This window comes from Zobellia russellii (assembly GCF_044597075.1).
GTDB lineage: Bacteria > Bacteroidota > Bacteroidia > Flavobacteriales > Flavobacteriaceae > Zobellia > Zobellia russellii.
Map to the genome: position 1 here is coordinate 1262802 of NZ_CP139000.1, position 15429 is coordinate 1278230.

Below are 15429 nucleotides of genomic sequence, written 5' to 3' on the forward strand. Positions count from 1 at the left end.
TTATCACTCCCTATGTTTCCCATCTAAATAAAATCCTGATTTATAAACTTCTATACCAGAACTATTTAGGCTAATCAAAGTTTTACTCCAGTCCAACTTCCACTATCTTCTTCACTATTATTCATATAAAGTCCAGAAGCAAAATTATCGTAAAAATTTCCACTAAATTCTCCAATTATTTCTGATGTCTGAATAGTTGCATTTAAAACTCCATTTTCAGAAATAGTTCCTATTATTTGGTACGAATTTGAGGATTGAATAGAAGTAAATGTACCAATGACCGTTTTGTTCATATCAATTCGCATTGACCAATTACCATTATCTACATTACTTGCATATTGTCCGCTCCAAACTCCTTCATGCACAAATACTTCTTTACCTTCATCACGTGAACATGAATTTAAAAGACCAAAACATAAAAGTAAATACATGAAAAATTTAGCTTTCATAGTGATTTTATATTATTAATTTTTTTTTGATTTTCAGCATTTGATTGGTTTAACCATTAACTATTATAGATCCCCACTAGTAATTAATTTTTACGGTGTTGATAATAGCATTTTTCACTATTATTTCATTCAGTCTCTGCGTATCGGTTTTTTCATTTTTCCACTTCGTTCAGTCACATTACACCAACATAAACATAAGTACACAAATACACGTAAATCTATTTTACGGGTAATTTACTCAAATCTAAAATACAGTCAATATCTGTAAGAAAAAATTTAAAAAAATATAATGTAGTACATCAAACCCCTACAGCCAGTGCCATTCATCTCATCCCTGTTTTTTACTGTGTGTAAGCCCTAAGTCAATTCTTTCAACATTTGTTTAAACAACAATTTACCACCACCCTTAATCTGTTAAAAATCAAACTACAAGAACCGTATACCCAGTTTACCCGTACATTTTTAAACCCCGAAATCTATTTCTTATGAACAAAGTGAAAATGTACCTGTTATTTTTTTGCATTGGTTTCAGCGTTATGAGCTGTACTAGTGACAACTTAAATTTAATTCCTAATGACGATTCCGAAGAACAGGAATCCGAAACTCCGCAAGAAGAGAATTCCGATGAGGAAACAACCGAGGAAACTTCTGAAGACGAAACCCAAAATTCGGTTGATGTAGCCACAGAATTGGTGGCCAATGACCTAGAACCACACCCCATGCAAGATGTGGCCAAACCCGGGTATCTTGAAACTATCGTAGACCCTTCTTTTGGAACAGTTATCCGAAGAATTTCCAATGGTGGCAACGGTACCGTCACAAAACCTATGTACAGCACGGTACAAGCTTGGAACGCAGATGAAACCCGAATGATACTGTATGACCAGACCAATGGAGTGCATCAATTACTGGACGGTAAAACCTATGCTTTTATCAGGAATTTGGACGATGTTCGCCCTGACGATATTGAGCAATTATTCTGGGATTTTAATGAAGCCGATATTCTCTACTACTTGGATAAGTCCACGGATGATTTTATTAAATATACCGTTTCTTCCGGTAATAAAGAGGTTTTGGCCAACTTAAAACAACTAACGGGTTGCAATGGAAGCATTAGCATGGGCAACGATGTGCAAATGATGTCTTGGGACTCTGATGTTATCGGCTTTAGATGTGATAACAACAAAACGTATTCCTACAAAATATCCACTCAGCAATTGACAACTTTTGATATTGATGACGTTAATTATGCTGCCGTTATGCCTGCCCCTAGTGGTAATTTATTTTACCACAATGTATCATCCTATGATGCCAACGGTAACTTTGTGGCCAGACTCAACAAACAAAAACCGGAACATTCCAGTTTAGGCAAAATGGCCAATGGAACGGATATAGATTATTCCGTAAGTTTTGGCGAAGGCCCACGTGGCGGATGCTTAGGAAATATCATAGCTTTTGATTTGAATACGGGTAATTGCTTACCAGTAATATCCGAAGATTTGGGATATGACTATCCAAAGAGCGGTACGCATATTTCTGCGGTGGCACATAAAAACCCGGGATGGATAGCCGCCTCTATGATCGGTTTTGAAGAAGACGGTCAAAAATTATTGGACCAAGAATTGGTTATCGCAAGGGTTGAACCGGGCAATATAGAGGTATACCGTATTGGGCACCACCGTGCAGATGAAGATGAATTTGATTATTGGGGAGAGCCCCATGCCGTAATTAGCCCTACCGGAACCCGAGTACTTTTTGGGTCCGATTGGAGCGGTAGTGAAGATGGCAAATCCGTAGAATCCTATGTGGTTGAATTACCTACTTATCAACCCTAAAATCCCCTGCAGCTAATACAGAATAAAATATAAACAACTAAAAACGGGCCCTTACTTAAAGGGTCCGTTTTGGTTTGTACAAACACCATTTACACAGAATATCCGGTAAACGGAACAGAATACGGTTCCTTTCATACAAAACCACATCGTTATTCTTCATTACTCCCTATTTTAGTTACTGTCACACAGCCATATTGTTTTAAACTACCGTTAAACCAATTGTTAATGGCTTAACACCTGCATCCCCCTTCTTACGATTACAGAAGAACCCACTAAAAGACCGCTATGAAAGCAAAAATTAGTCTACCAATGGTTACCGTATTGTTTTTTTTGACCATCTACTTTATAGATGAAGATGCCAGGTACAATGAAAGAACGGACCTTAATAGAGCGGCTTTAAGTTTTACGACATGTACCCCTGCAAAATTTATGCTGGATGGTGTGGACACCACAAAGCAGATTTCACCATTGTTCAATAACTTGGGGAATCTTCATTTTTCGATATCAACACAAAATAAGCGGGCACAACAGTTCTTTGACCAAGGCATAAAATTATCCTATGCCTTTAACCATGCTGAAGCCCATCGTTCATTCTTGGAAGCCGCCAGACTGGATTCTAAATCGGCTATGGCTTATTGGGGCCAAGCCTACGCCCTAGGCCCAAATATTAACGACCCCTTACCGGACGAACAACGAAAAAATAAAATTAACGAAGCGCTGGTCATGGCTCATAAGCTGGCACCAACCGCAACCGCAAAAGAACAGGCTTTGATAAAAGCGCTTACCGCCAGATACAGTACGGACCTAGATGCGGACCCAGACCTTCTAGACCTTGCCTATTTTAAAACAATGGAAGAAGTTGTTAAACGGTATCCGAACGACGCCAATATCCTTATCCTATTTGCTCAGTCCGCAATGAACACGTCACGATGGAACTATTGGGACAAGAGCGGCAACCCAGGCCCAAATATAGAAGCGGCAAAAGTAGCCTTGGAAAAAGCTATGGAACTTGAGCCTGAAAACCCCGGTGGACACCATTATTACATTCATATGGTAGAGTTACCTCATCCTGATATGGGTGTAAAAAGTGCCGACAAATTGGCTTCCCTAATGCCCGGCGCAGGCCATATTGTGCATATGCCCAGCCATATTTATATTCGGGTAGGAAGATATCTAGATGCCGTAAAAACTAATCAAACCGCTATTGTTGCAGATGAGGATTATATTTCCCAATGCTTTTCGCAGGGGCTTTACCCACTAGCCTATTATCCGCATAACATTCACTTTTTATGGTCGTCCGCAAGTCTTTTAGGTGCTAGCGAAATTGCTGTGGATGCCGCTAAAAAAACAGCTGAAAAGGTTCCTACAGGCGAACTTAAGGAACTACCGTTTCTGCAAGATTTTGCGGCTACGCCCCTATTGGCCTATACCCGATTTGGTAAATGGAACCAAATTTTGACCATCCCGGCCCCTGATCCGGAAATTAAGCACCTTAACCTTATTAGACATTACGCCCGCGGTATCGCTTTTATTAGAAAGGGCAACATTATAAAAGCCCAAGAAGAATTAGAGAAGCTCAAATCCATAAAAGAAGACCCTGAATTGGAAAACCTTGTGGCCACAGCAAATAATGCATCCGTCCATTCGGCCAATATAGCTTATGAAGTGGTATCCGGTGAATTGGAAGCCCTAAAGGGGAATTATGCCCAAGCCATATCACATTTGGAAAAAGCGGTAATCTTAGAAGATGGACTCACCTATACGGAACCCGCTGCCTGGCATATCCCTACCCGACAAAATTTAGGCGCAGTGTTATTGAAAGCGAAACAATATGAGAAAGCCGAAAAAATATACAAGGAAGATTTAAATATCCTAAGACAGAACGGATGGTCCTTAATGGGGCTCTATCATGCATTACAATTCCAAAACAAATCAGAAGAAGCTAACAGCATTAAAGCCGAATTTGACAAAGCTTGGGCGCATGCCGATATAGAAATTGAAACTTCCGTCTTATAATCCCAAAAATATAATGAACCTACTCAAGAAACTAAAACACCCGCTTTCTACTATTCTGTTTTTTACTGTTTCTACGGGTATATTGTTGTATGTTCTAGTTTCTTTGAACACTAAATTACCGATTTACAATGCAACGGATTTTAATGCGAAATTAGTTGACGTTTCCATGCATGGGAGTTTGGAAAAACACTCGATAGCCAATTTTAACTTGGTTAACCAGAACAATGAAAAAATTACCCAGGAGAACTACCGCAATAAAATTTATATTGCCGATTTCTTCTTTACTCGTTGTCCAACGATTTGCCCTATTATGGCCAACAATATGAAGAAATTACAGGACGAATTTCTGAACGAAGAAGATATCATGCTCCTTTCCATATCCGTTACGCCTGAGATGGACAGCGTGCCTGTTTTAAAGGAATACAGTAAGAGACACGGAGCCATAGCTGCTAAATGGAATATTACCACAGGAGATAAAAAACATATTTACAACCTAGCGAGAAAAAATTATTTTGCCGTTGTTGACCAAGGTGATGGCGGTTTTCAAGATTTTATACATACTCCTAATTTTACACTCATCGATAAAAAAAAGAGAATCAGAGGTGTTTACGATGGCACGGACAACAAACAATTGGCTCGCCTCATTGCCGATATTAAGACTTTACAAAATGAGAGTCCGTAGTAGTTTAACTATTTGTAATCCTTAAAACTATAGTATTATATCAACTCCACCCCATTATCACGGTACGTACGCAGCAACTCTGCTTCGGGTTCAAGTTCCGTAACCAAGGCGTCTAAAGTGTTGATATCGCATATTTTATAGCGGTTTACCGTATTCAGTTTTTTACTTATGGTTAGGGCCACTAATCTTTTTGAGGCGTTGATCATGGCTTTTTTCATCTGAGCAATTTCCCAATCTGCTTCCGTAATTCCTTTATTGGAGTCAAGGTAGCCCGTACCTAAGAAACAAAGGTCTACGGTAATGTCCGCCAAACTATTAATGGAAAGACCACCGGTTACCAACTGAGATTCTTTTGATAACTTGCCCCCAATTAAATTTACCTCATGGTGATGAGACATATTGTTCAACAGTTCTATCGCCATTGGCAAACTAGGAGTAAAGAACGTAAGATCCATTTTTCGCGGAATAAGTTTGGCCAATTCAAGATTGGTAGAACCCCCGCTTATTAAAATTACATCTCCATCTTTTAGAAGCGATACTCCCTTTTGAGCAATCTTCACTTTACTATCTTGCTCAAATATTTCCCTAGAACGGTCTGTATATATGGTAAAGCCGTTGGATATGGCTCCGCCATGAACTTTCCGGAGTTTGCCGGAATCGTCCAATTCCTTTACATCTCTTCTCACGGTATCCATAGATACATTTAAAATTCCCGCAAGATCGGTCAGAAGTACTCGGTTATGCAATTGCACTTCTTCTAATATCACCTGATGTCTATCGCTTTTTCTCAAATTTCTTTGCTTTAATTCCCACAATAATATCAAATTAAGAATAAAATCACATCAAATGCAATAAAACATTGCAAACAATACTTAAAATTTAAGATTATCGGATAAAACTTCTTTTTTTGCTGTTTTTATGCAATAATTAATTGCAATTATTGAAATATTCTGCTAGGTTTGTTCAAACAACAAGCTAAAGACTCTATTATGAAAAAAACGTATCATGTGCTCTTTGCGCTACTGCTAGCTTTCTTCTCGCTCAGTTCATTTGCGCAATCAACAACAATTTCGGGAACAGTCCTTGCCGAAGATGGCTTTCCGCTTCCCGGTGCCAGCATTCTAGTAAAGGGAACAACCACGGGAAGTTCTTCCGATTTTGACGGAAACTTCAGCCTTCAGGTAACTGATGCCGCCAACCAAGTATTGGCCATTAGCTATATTGGCTACAAAACACAAGAGGTTGTCCTGACAGGCAATGACCAAGTAGTTAACGTAACCCTTACCGAAGACTCCAATGCGTTGGACGAGGTTATTCTAGTAGGTTCTTCCATTACCCAATCCAGAAAAAAATTAGGTAATGCCATTACCACGGTAAAGTCTGTTGAGCTGGTAAAAGCGGCACCCGCAAATATTACTTCTTCCTTGCAGGGAAAAGTTCCAGGTGCCCAGATTACACAAAATTCCGGTGATCCTGCCGGAGGGTTTTCCATTCGTTTAAGAGGACCAAGCACCATAAAAGGGTCTTCCGAGCCCCTTTATGTTGTAGATGGGGTTATTACCAGTAACCTTACTACTAATGTTACCAACTTAAATGTTGATAGTGGAGATGCTTCCCCAGGTCAAAATAGAATGGTAGACATTAACCCAAATGATATAGAAAACGTGAATATCCTAAACGGCGCGGCGGCCGCTGCAATTTACGGATCTAGGGCATCTAATGGTGTAGTTGTGATAACCACCAAAAAAGGTGGTGTTTACGAAGACGGACCCGAATTTTCCTTTAAGTCTACTTTTAACGTGAATACGGTACGAAAAAAACTGGACCTGAACCTAAGAGGTGAAGAGTTTGAAACCGTACCCAATAGCGCCCTTTCTGGTAGATTATGGCCTATTTTTGGTTTTGACCCGAATGATGGTAATGCTTTAACCACTTACAGGAACTTATCTACAAATAAGTTTGAAACTACTCGTTACGATTATCAAGACGAAATTTTCCAGACCGGATTTGGAAGTGACAACTATTTCTCAGCTAAAGGTGGTAACGAGAAAATGGGATATATGGCCTCTGTGGGATACCTAAGCAATCAAGGTATAATAAAAAACACTCAATTTGACCGTTTTTCCGCTAGGATAAACTTCAACCATAAAATAGCGGATTGGATTTCGTATGATCTTGGTCTTTATTACGCAAACAGTAAATCTGATGAAAAGCCGGATGGCAATGTATTTTGGAGTCCTATCAACTCCATGAACATTACCAATAACACTTTTGATATTACCCAAAGGGATGCGAACGGTAATCTAATGGCCGTAGAGAACACTCGTGTAAATCCGCTTACCATCATTGAGTCTTTTGATATTACCCAAGAAGTAAACCACTTCATTCCCAACCTACATTTAAAAATCAATCCTATTGAAAACCTTACGATAGACCAGATTATAGGTGTTGATACGTACAACCAAAAAGGGCATATAGACATTCCTATTTATCCGTACGCCAACGTTAACCCTGCTTATTTTGACGATGGTTATTTAGGCGATGCCGAAGCCAAGGTATTTAACTGGAACTACGATATTAACGCTAATTACAATATTGACATTACGGAAAAATTGAACTCCGTTACCACGGCCGGTTACAGCTTCCAATCCAGTGAATTATCTTTTGAAGGTACACAAGGAAGAGGTTTGGATGCAAACAATGAACCTACCATTCCCCTGTACACTCAACCTATTGACACCAATCTTGATATCTACGGATTCTTTCTTCAGGAAACCTTGTCATGGGACAATAAACTATTCTTGACCTTAGCGGGAAGAATAGATGGCGCCACTAACTTTGATGTGGACGAAAGGTCTAATTTTTACCCAAAAATTTCTGGGTCCTACGTATTGTCCAATGAACCTTTTTGGAATACCGACGGTTTTCTTAATTCCGCAAGACTAAGAGCTTCGTACGGTGAGGCCGGTAACTTAACAGCAATTAGCCCTTATGAAAGATTCGGAAGCTATAGCTCCAATGATTTCTTGGGGTCCTCTACCCTGCAACAAAACAATAGATTGGGCAACGAAGGTTTAAAACCAGAGCGCACCAAAGAGTTTGAAATAGGTACGGACCTAAGTTTTTTCAACAATAGAGCCTCTTTATTGTTCACTTACTACCGTCAGAATATAGAAGACTTAATCGTTGGCCGGGTATTGGCCCCTTCAGTAGGCGGTTCTTCAAGAACAGAGAATGTTGGAACCATGCGTAACAACGGTATTGAGTTCTACGCACGGGTTACCCCGGTAAAAACAGATGACCTTACATGGGACCTAAATTTCAATTTCAGTAGTAACAAAAACAAGGTTTTACAGACTATTGGTGGCGATATTACCATTGCCAGTGTAACCGGTGCTCCCCCTGTTGTAAAAGAAGGCGAAGCTTTAGGTGTTTTCTACGGCACCTATTATGCCAAAGATAACAACGGACAATTGTTATTGACCGGTGCCTCTACAGATGGAAGCCCTGAAGGTGTTCCACAACCGGAAAGAGGTGATCTAGCCACGGGAACACCCATGCGTGATGCCAATGGCCAACCTACGGGAGATGTACTAAGAAAGGTTATTGGAGACCCTAACCCAGACTATATTCTTGGTGTTGGTACGGACCTGGCTTACAAAAACTTCTCTTTTAGTATGCTTTGGGAAGCCGTACAAGGTTTTGATGTATTTGATGCCGATAAAAGAACAAGACAAGGTGTTGGTTTGGGACGTTTGGCGGAACAGGAACTTAGTGGCGAGTTGCCAAGAGGTTACATTGCCGGTGTATACCCCATTGAAGAATTTAGAATGGAAGACGGTTCTTTTGTAAAACTCCGCGAAGTTTCCTTAGGTTACGAATTTCCTGAACTTTTCAATTCCACACTAGAGAACGTAAAGCTCTCTTTGATCGGGCGTAACTTGGTATCTTTTGACAATTTCTTCAGTTATGATCCTGAGACCAATGCTGGTGGTCAATCTAACTTACTGCGTTCTGTAAACTTCGGTAATGTTCCTATTCCCATGACCATCTCATTATCCCTAAGTGCTAACTTCTAAAAAAACTGATATGAAAAATATACTAAACCTTATGGCTATCGCCTTGATGATCGTTGTATCATCTTGTGATACCGAATATTTAGACCCCAACTCCACGCTTGAACCGGATGTAGTAAACAACGTGGATAATTTGGTAAAGTTGATAAACGGAGTTCAACAAAGATGGAGTACGGACCGTGCGGGCATTATTTACAATTACACCCATATTTCAGGTCTTAATACAGATGAGTTAAGACTCTTGAACCCCGGAAACCTTGGTGAAAACGAAATTTTGCTTGGTGGTGATGACGTAAACGGAGGAAACGAGGTTTTAATCAACATGTGGACGAATGCAATGTTAACCCGAAAAGAGGCGACTACTGTGATAGATGCTGCCGATGATGTTAGTGAGAGCGCCTCTGCTTCGGGTTCTTTAAAGGCTTACGGGCTTTTCTATAGAGCTATGGCCCATGGAACCCTAATCCAATTTTTTGAAAGCATTCCCCTAGAAGTTATAGAGAACGCCCCTTTTGAAGACCGCACTACGGTTCTACAAAGTGCCATTGCAGATTTAAACGAGGCAAAAGGCTATATAGATGCTGGATTAGATGCTACTGTAACTTCGGATGTATTTAGTTCTGTAGACCTTAAAAATTCAGTAAACGCTATGCTGGCAAGGTTTAACCTAATGGCGGGTAATTATGACGCCGCAATAACAGCGGCCAATGCGGTAGACCTATCGGTTAAATCTACTTGGGTATACGATGCTTCCATTCCCAATCCGTTGGCATTCTGGTTCGGGTCACAAAATGTTACACAAGCCAAGGACCTAACATTTGGATTACCATCGGAACTTTTACCGGATGAAAATGATGCGCGTATTCCTTTCTACATCACTGCAGAGGATTTAGAAGCCGAAACCCCAAATTACCAAGTTGTTGGTTTCTGGAGTGATAACCTTGATGAAATACCTGTGTATTTACCAGGTGAAATTCTATTGATCAAAGCAGAAGCCTATGCTCGGAACAATGAACTTGCCAATGCGGTAACCGAATTAAACGCAGTTCTGACCAAAACAGAAACAACGGATATTTATGGTCTAGGTGCGAACCTTCCTGCATACGCGGGGCCTGTTGCTCAAGATGACATTTTAGATGAAATCTACAAAAACAGAAGGGTGGAACTTTACCTGACAGGTTTATCTCTTGAAGACAACAGAAGATTCCAAAGACCTGGCCCAGCTGACGCCAATGCAGAAAGAAACCGTAATTATTATCCTTACCCTAATGCAGAAAGGGACAATAATACAAACACTCCTGCCAACCCAGCACTATAAACCATCAACAGCTTCTTAAATAACTGGGGCAGCGTAAAATACTGCCCCATTTTTTAAGCTTTTAAAACCCAAACTAATACAGAAGCAACCGCTACGCTTCTACTTCCTTAATCCTAAAGTCCACACTTTTTGAGCCCAACGCTAATCCTAATAATTATTGCCATTTACTTCTATGCATTAATGGCCATATCTTATTTCACTTCAAAGAACGCAAGTGATGAGACTTATTTTACCGGTGATAGGAAATCGCCTTGGTATTTGGTAGCATTTGGTATGGTAGGTGCCGGACTATCTGGGGTTACATTTGTTTCCCTACCCGGAATGGTGGGCAACAACAACTTTCACTTTTACCAATTTATACTGGGTAATGTAGTAGGTTATCTCTTTATTACTTTTGTATTGACCCCGCTCTACTACCGTCTAAAACTTGTTTCCATTTACTCATACCTTAAAGACAGGTTTGGAAACAAAACTTACAAAACTGGATCTCTATTTTTTCTGGTATCCCAATCTTTTGGTGCCGCTCTACGATTATTACTTGCAGCCAAGATTCTTCAATTTGCCGTTTTTGACCATTTTGGAATTCCGTTCTTTTTAACGGTTATCCTCATATTAGTATTAGTATGGCTTTACACAAATAAATCTGGGATAAAGACCATTGTGTGGACGGACACCATGCAAACCGTTTTTCTAATTCTAGGTGCTGTAATCACCATTTACACCATAACCTCTTCTCTAAACCTTAGTATACCAGAAGCTATTGAAAGTGTTAGCAACCACCGTTATTTCAAAATTTTTGAATGGGACGCTAGCTCTGGAAACAACTTTTACAAACAATTTATAGCCGGTATTTTGGTGGCAATAGCTATGATCGGTCTAGACCAAAATATGATGCAAAAGACCTTAACGTGCAAGAACGTTTGGGACGCTCAAAAAAACACGCTTACCTACAGTCTAATTTTAGCCATAACCCAATTCCTGTTTATGGGGTTGGGCATCTTAATGTACATCTATGCACAAGATGCGGGCGTAATCCTAGAAATGGGAGATAATGGACAACTAATTGATACGGATACCCTCTTCCCTAATTTAGCCTTGAATCATCTAGGGATTCTAGCCGGCATCTTTTTTATATTGGGTATTATAGCCGCCTCTTTTTCTAGTGTAGACTCTGCCTTAACGGCACTTACCACCTCTTTTACTTACGATTTCCTTGATATAGAACACAAATCCAGCACTGCAAAAAAGCAACTGAAAAACTTGGTGTTAATCGGTTTTTCATGTGTCATTTTTGTTATAATTATTGTATTTGCAAGTAGTGAAGGGGATGTGATTTCTCTAATTTTTAAAGTTGCAGGCTACACGTACGGACCACTTTTAGGCCTGTACCTGTTTGGCATGTTCTCCAAAATTTCAGTAAAGGACAAATGGGTGCCCGTAGTTTGCGTTTTTGCCCCTATTGCAACCTACTTTTTGGGAGTCTATTTTAAAACTGAATTTCAATTTGATTTTGGATTTATAAACATAGCCGTAAACGCCGCTATAACTATTGTAGGACTACTATTAATTCACAAAAACATAAAAGAAAATGAGTAAACCCATAACTGAACAACCCTCAAAATATGACAATCTTGAAAAGATGGAGGTTTTGGAGCTGCTCAGTGCAATAAATGCAGAAGACAAAACCGTTCCCTTGGCTATTGAAAAGGCTCTTCCGCAAATTCGCGATTTTGTGACCGTCGTGGTGGAAAAAATGCAACTTGGGGGAAGGCTTTTTTATATTGGCGCCGGAACAAGCGGAAGATTGGGTGTATTGGATGCTTCCGAGTGTCCTCCTACTTTTGGAGTATCGGACAACCATATTATCGGTCTTATTGCTGGAGGCGACGTAGCCCTAAGAAAGGCCGTAGAAAATGCCGAGGACAACACCCAACAAGCTTGGAAAGACCTTGAAGGTTTTCATTTAACGAATAACGATGTTCTTCTAGGTATAGCTGCATCCGGCTCTACCCCCTATGTAATTGGGGGTATAAAAGATGCCAAGGAAAACGGAGTACTAACAGGTGGTATTTCTTGTAATGAAAATTCATCATTGTCCCACGAAGCGGACTTCCCCATTGAATTAATCGTAGGTCCCGAGTTTGTAACGGGCAGCACACGAATGAAGGCGGGTACGGCCCAGAAATTAGTATTAAATATGATTTCTACCTCGGTAATGATTCAGCTGGGAAAAATCAAGGGAAACAAAATGGTAGACATGCAACTCTCCAATAAAAAGCTGGTTGAGCGCGGTACAAAAATGATTGTGGAGGAACTTAACATTGATACCGATTTAGCCCGACTATTATTAAAAAAACATAAAAGCGTTAGAAAAATAATTGACCTATATAAAGACCGTCTAAATACAAATAGTTTAGACTAAAGCCTTTTTGCCCCAAAAGTAGTTTAGTTGTTAAGCGGAAATGCCAGATGCCTCGATTGGTATTTTCAACTACGTAGACTGGCCGGTAAACATTTGTTTATCGGCCTATCTTTTATTCAATCATAAAGAATTTCTTTTCTGCAAACATTATATACCATCTCTAAAAACCCATCAACCAAATTTTCAATAGTTTTGCGCTCCAAAGAAAATGATTATGACGGTTCAGGACCTTGTTGGGGAGTACAACATTATGGGTAGCAACCAAGATGAAGAATCTAATAGCTACAAAGGAAAACTGGTTTTATCCTTGGATGAGAACTCAAGAATAATTGCACATTGGACTATTGGAACTGACCAACACCAATCCGGTACGGGATTTTTTAAGAACAATATTCTAGTTATCAACTTTAGATATTCCGGCGAAGACCAAAGTATTTATAAAGGTGTTGCCGTATACCAATGTATCAGTAAAGATATTTTAGATGGGTTTTGGTCAGAAAAACATGGAAATCCTCTTTATTTGGGAGAAGAGCGTTGTTTTAGAATTAAAACAAACAATGCACCGTTAAATTAAGATTACATAGAGAACATAATATGACAAGCTATAAATCCTACCACCGCCAAAATAATTCCAACTAAAAAAACGTGAAAAGAAGTTCTTAATAATTTGAACTTTCTATCTATTGTTTTTCCCAAATGGTAAGTATCCTTTGCAATGGTTTTATACAGCTCATCGCCCTTATACATCAAACTGGTAAGTTCTTCTGTATATTCCTCTTCATTCATGGTATTAAAATTACCATAGAATAATAAATTATTGGTGCTTTTACTACCGTGCGTAAGCTCTGGTCTTGTAGCAAAAACAGCATAGCCAATAGAAAGTAAATTAGTTCCCAACATTATCGTTGCCGGAAAAATTAAATGAGGATCCTTATCTAATTGGCTAAGTACGGTACCAATAACTATAGATAAAATAAGGGCGTTAATAGATATAAGTATGTTGGACTTTCTATCAATCATCGTATTTAATGTATACTGATTTTTAGACACCAAACGAAACAAGGTTTCCGCACCTCGCTCTGAACGAGGTTCTATCTTTGAAAGTTTCTTCTTTAACTCTTTCAGCTTCTCTTTATCAATACCCAACTCTTTTCTTAATTGTTTATCAATTTCTTTGGCTTCCTGTTTTTCGTTCATCTTATAAGGGTTATAAAGCTATAAGTTGATTTTCCATAAAATTGGGCATTTTTATATTAAAATGCTCATAAACCAATTTTGGAATTCCCAAATCGGCCATATACACCTCTACATCGCTTGGCAATTTTTCCAATATAGTTTTTGGAGCTGCCAAGGTCATTACTTGATTTGCTTTAAACCCAACTAACTTTCCATCTTTAGAAATACCAACAGGAATATCCAATGATATTCTAAAGGCCGGTGATGTGTTGGCCAATTCAATGCTTTTTGCAAATGCATCTGACAGTGGTAGTCTCTGAGAGAACCCTAGATAAGCATCTACCCAAATATCCGTAATTTCGGGTATACCTTCTTTAGCCCCAAATAACAACGCTCTTTCTAATTGTGCTTTCGGCAAATCTTTGGTAATAGGCACAACCAAATCTAAATTCACATTAAATCCCCAAGCAGAAAGTCTACGGGCAGCCACTAGTCCGCCACCGCCGTTATTTCCATTACCAATACCAATTGTGATTACAGAGGTCTCAGTTGCCTTTTTGGTAATTAATCTTGCTAATTGAAGCCCTGCGTTTTCCATCATTAATTCAATGGACAGGTTATACTTTTCAACCGCCCAATAATCCATCTCCTTAAAGGCTCCTAAGGAAAGACTGGTTACCTGCATACTTACTTTTTGTACGAATTAATAGCTTCCTTGAAAAACTCTACCGCTTGTTCTTCGTTAATTTTTGTGGCTGGCAAAACGGCTCCTTTAAAACTATCATTTTTCCATTCTCCCCGAGAAAGTGAATTAAACTTAGTTGTATCTAAAGCGCTATGACCTTTATACCCGCTGATATAAAAATAATGCTCGTTGACCATATCGTCTGGAATAGCTAAACCAAAACCTACAAAAATATCTGAATTTAGACTGGCATAAGCCCCAGTATCAAAATGATGCGGCCATATACGAACATCGGATTCCAAACCCGTTTCTTGAAGTGTGTTTATCAAGCCCAACTGTGCTATTGTCCTAAAGACTCCTAGTTTTATTAAAGATATGGCATTCAGCGTATAAATAAAAGTATCATCTACTGAATACGGTAAATCATAATTGAAATCATAAATGTACTTTTTACCCAAAAAAGTATCCGCAGTGTGAGTTAACCACTCCAATACTTGCCTGTGCGTTTTCCCTTCCAACGAAAAAGAAACATCCTCATCCGGAGAAATCCACTCTAATGAAAAGTTATTATAACTTAAAGCGAGGAGATCTCCTTTCGGCGATAATGGGTGGGTTTCCAATTGTTGCTTTGCAATGGACCAACCTAGATTGGTATGACTATCATCGGCTTTCTTATCTACAAAACTAATTCCCGCTGCTGCCAAATATTGGGCCGCTAAATGCATCGTTTTTATCATTTGGTCTGTTTATTTAAATTTTTGGTTGGCTCA

General features: G+C 39.3%; 13 protein-coding genes. 8 read left to right on the forward strand and 5 right to left on the reverse strand.

Translation table 11 applies throughout. The features are described 5' to 3' along the window. Positions 1-74: 74 nt before the first annotated feature. Entirely contained in the window at positions 75-449 is a 375-nt protein-coding gene (locus tag SJY45_RS05390) for a hypothetical protein (RefSeq protein WP_400073553.1), read from the reverse strand. A 536-nt stretch (positions 450-985) separates the two neighbouring features. On the opposite strand from SJY45_RS05390, the gene SJY45_RS05395 reads away from it, so the two are divergent. From SJY45_RS05395 to SJY45_RS05405, 3 genes are all read left to right on the forward strand, one after another. After that, positions 986-2284, forward strand: coding sequence for a hypothetical protein (locus tag SJY45_RS05395; protein ID WP_400073554.1), 1299 nt, complete (start codon positions 986-988; stop codon positions 2282-2284). Positions 2285-2569: 285 nt separating this feature from the next. After that, positions 2570-4300, forward strand: a complete 1731-nt coding sequence (locus SJY45_RS05400) for a tetratricopeptide repeat protein (RefSeq protein ID WP_400073555.1) — start codon at positions 2570-2572, stop codon at positions 4298-4300. A gap of 13 nt (positions 4301-4313) precedes the next feature. Beyond that, positions 4314-4982, forward strand: coding sequence for an SCO family protein (locus tag SJY45_RS05405; RefSeq protein WP_215914342.1), 669 nt, complete (start codon positions 4314-4316; stop codon positions 4980-4982). 35 nt (positions 4983-5017) lie between these two features. On the opposite strand, the gene SJY45_RS05410 is transcribed toward SJY45_RS05405, so the two are convergent. Next, a complete protein-coding gene (locus SJY45_RS05410) occupies positions 5018-5773 on the reverse strand; it encodes a DeoR/GlpR family DNA-binding transcription regulator (RefSeq protein ID WP_215440073.1) in 756 nt (251 codons plus the stop codon). Positions 5774-5971: 198 nt separating this feature from the next. On the opposite strand from SJY45_RS05410, the gene SJY45_RS05415 reads away from it, so the two are divergent. The 5 genes from SJY45_RS05415 to SJY45_RS05435 all read left to right on the forward strand — a co-directional run bounded on the left by SJY45_RS05415 (position 5972) and on the right by SJY45_RS05435 (position 13372). Continuing rightward, positions 5972-9061, forward strand: a complete 3090-nt coding sequence (locus SJY45_RS05415) for a SusC/RagA family TonB-linked outer membrane protein (protein WP_400073556.1) — start codon at positions 5972-5974, stop codon at positions 9059-9061. A gap of 10 nt (positions 9062-9071) precedes the next feature. After that, positions 9072-10376 (forward strand): RagB/SusD family nutrient uptake outer membrane protein, encoded by a 1305-nt coding sequence (locus SJY45_RS05420; protein ID WP_400073557.1) that lies wholly within the window; start codon positions 9072-9074, stop codon positions 10374-10376. 129 nt (positions 10377-10505) lie between these two features. Next, positions 10506-11972, forward strand: coding sequence for a sodium:solute symporter (locus SJY45_RS05425; RefSeq protein WP_400073558.1), 1467 nt, complete (start codon positions 10506-10508; stop codon positions 11970-11972). After that, complete coding sequence (gene murQ / locus SJY45_RS05430) at positions 11965-12798, forward strand: N-acetylmuramic acid 6-phosphate etherase (protein ID WP_400073559.1); 834 nt, start codon at positions 11965-11967, stop codon at positions 12796-12798. Before SJY45_RS05425 ends, murQ begins: the two co-directional genes overlap by 8 nt. A 214-nt stretch (positions 12799-13012) precedes the next feature. Then, positions 13013-13372 carry a hypothetical protein gene (locus SJY45_RS05435; protein ID WP_400073560.1) on the forward strand — a complete coding sequence of 120 codons (360 nt, stop codon included), beginning with the start codon at positions 13013-13015 and terminating at the stop codon, positions 13370-13372. 2 nt (positions 13373-13374) lie between these two features. Here SJY45_RS05435 and SJY45_RS05440 read toward each other — a convergent pair whose 3' ends face one another. The 3 genes from SJY45_RS05440 to SJY45_RS05450 are packed head-to-tail and all read right to left on the reverse strand — an operon-like array spanning position 13375 to position 15396. Then, positions 13375-13995, reverse strand: coding sequence for a Pycsar system effector family protein (locus tag SJY45_RS05440; protein ID WP_215914335.1), 621 nt, complete (start codon positions 13993-13995; stop codon positions 13375-13377). Positions 13996-14005: 10 nt separating this feature from the next. Next, positions 14006-14659 (reverse strand): NAD(P)H-hydrate epimerase, encoded by a 654-nt coding sequence (locus tag SJY45_RS05445; protein WP_400073561.1) that lies wholly within the window; start codon positions 14657-14659, stop codon positions 14006-14008. Between the two features lie 2 nt (positions 14660-14661). Further along, entirely contained in the window at positions 14662-15396 is a 735-nt protein-coding gene (locus tag SJY45_RS05450) for a hypothetical protein (protein WP_400073562.1), read from the reverse strand. Positions 15397-15429: the final 33 nt, after the last annotated feature.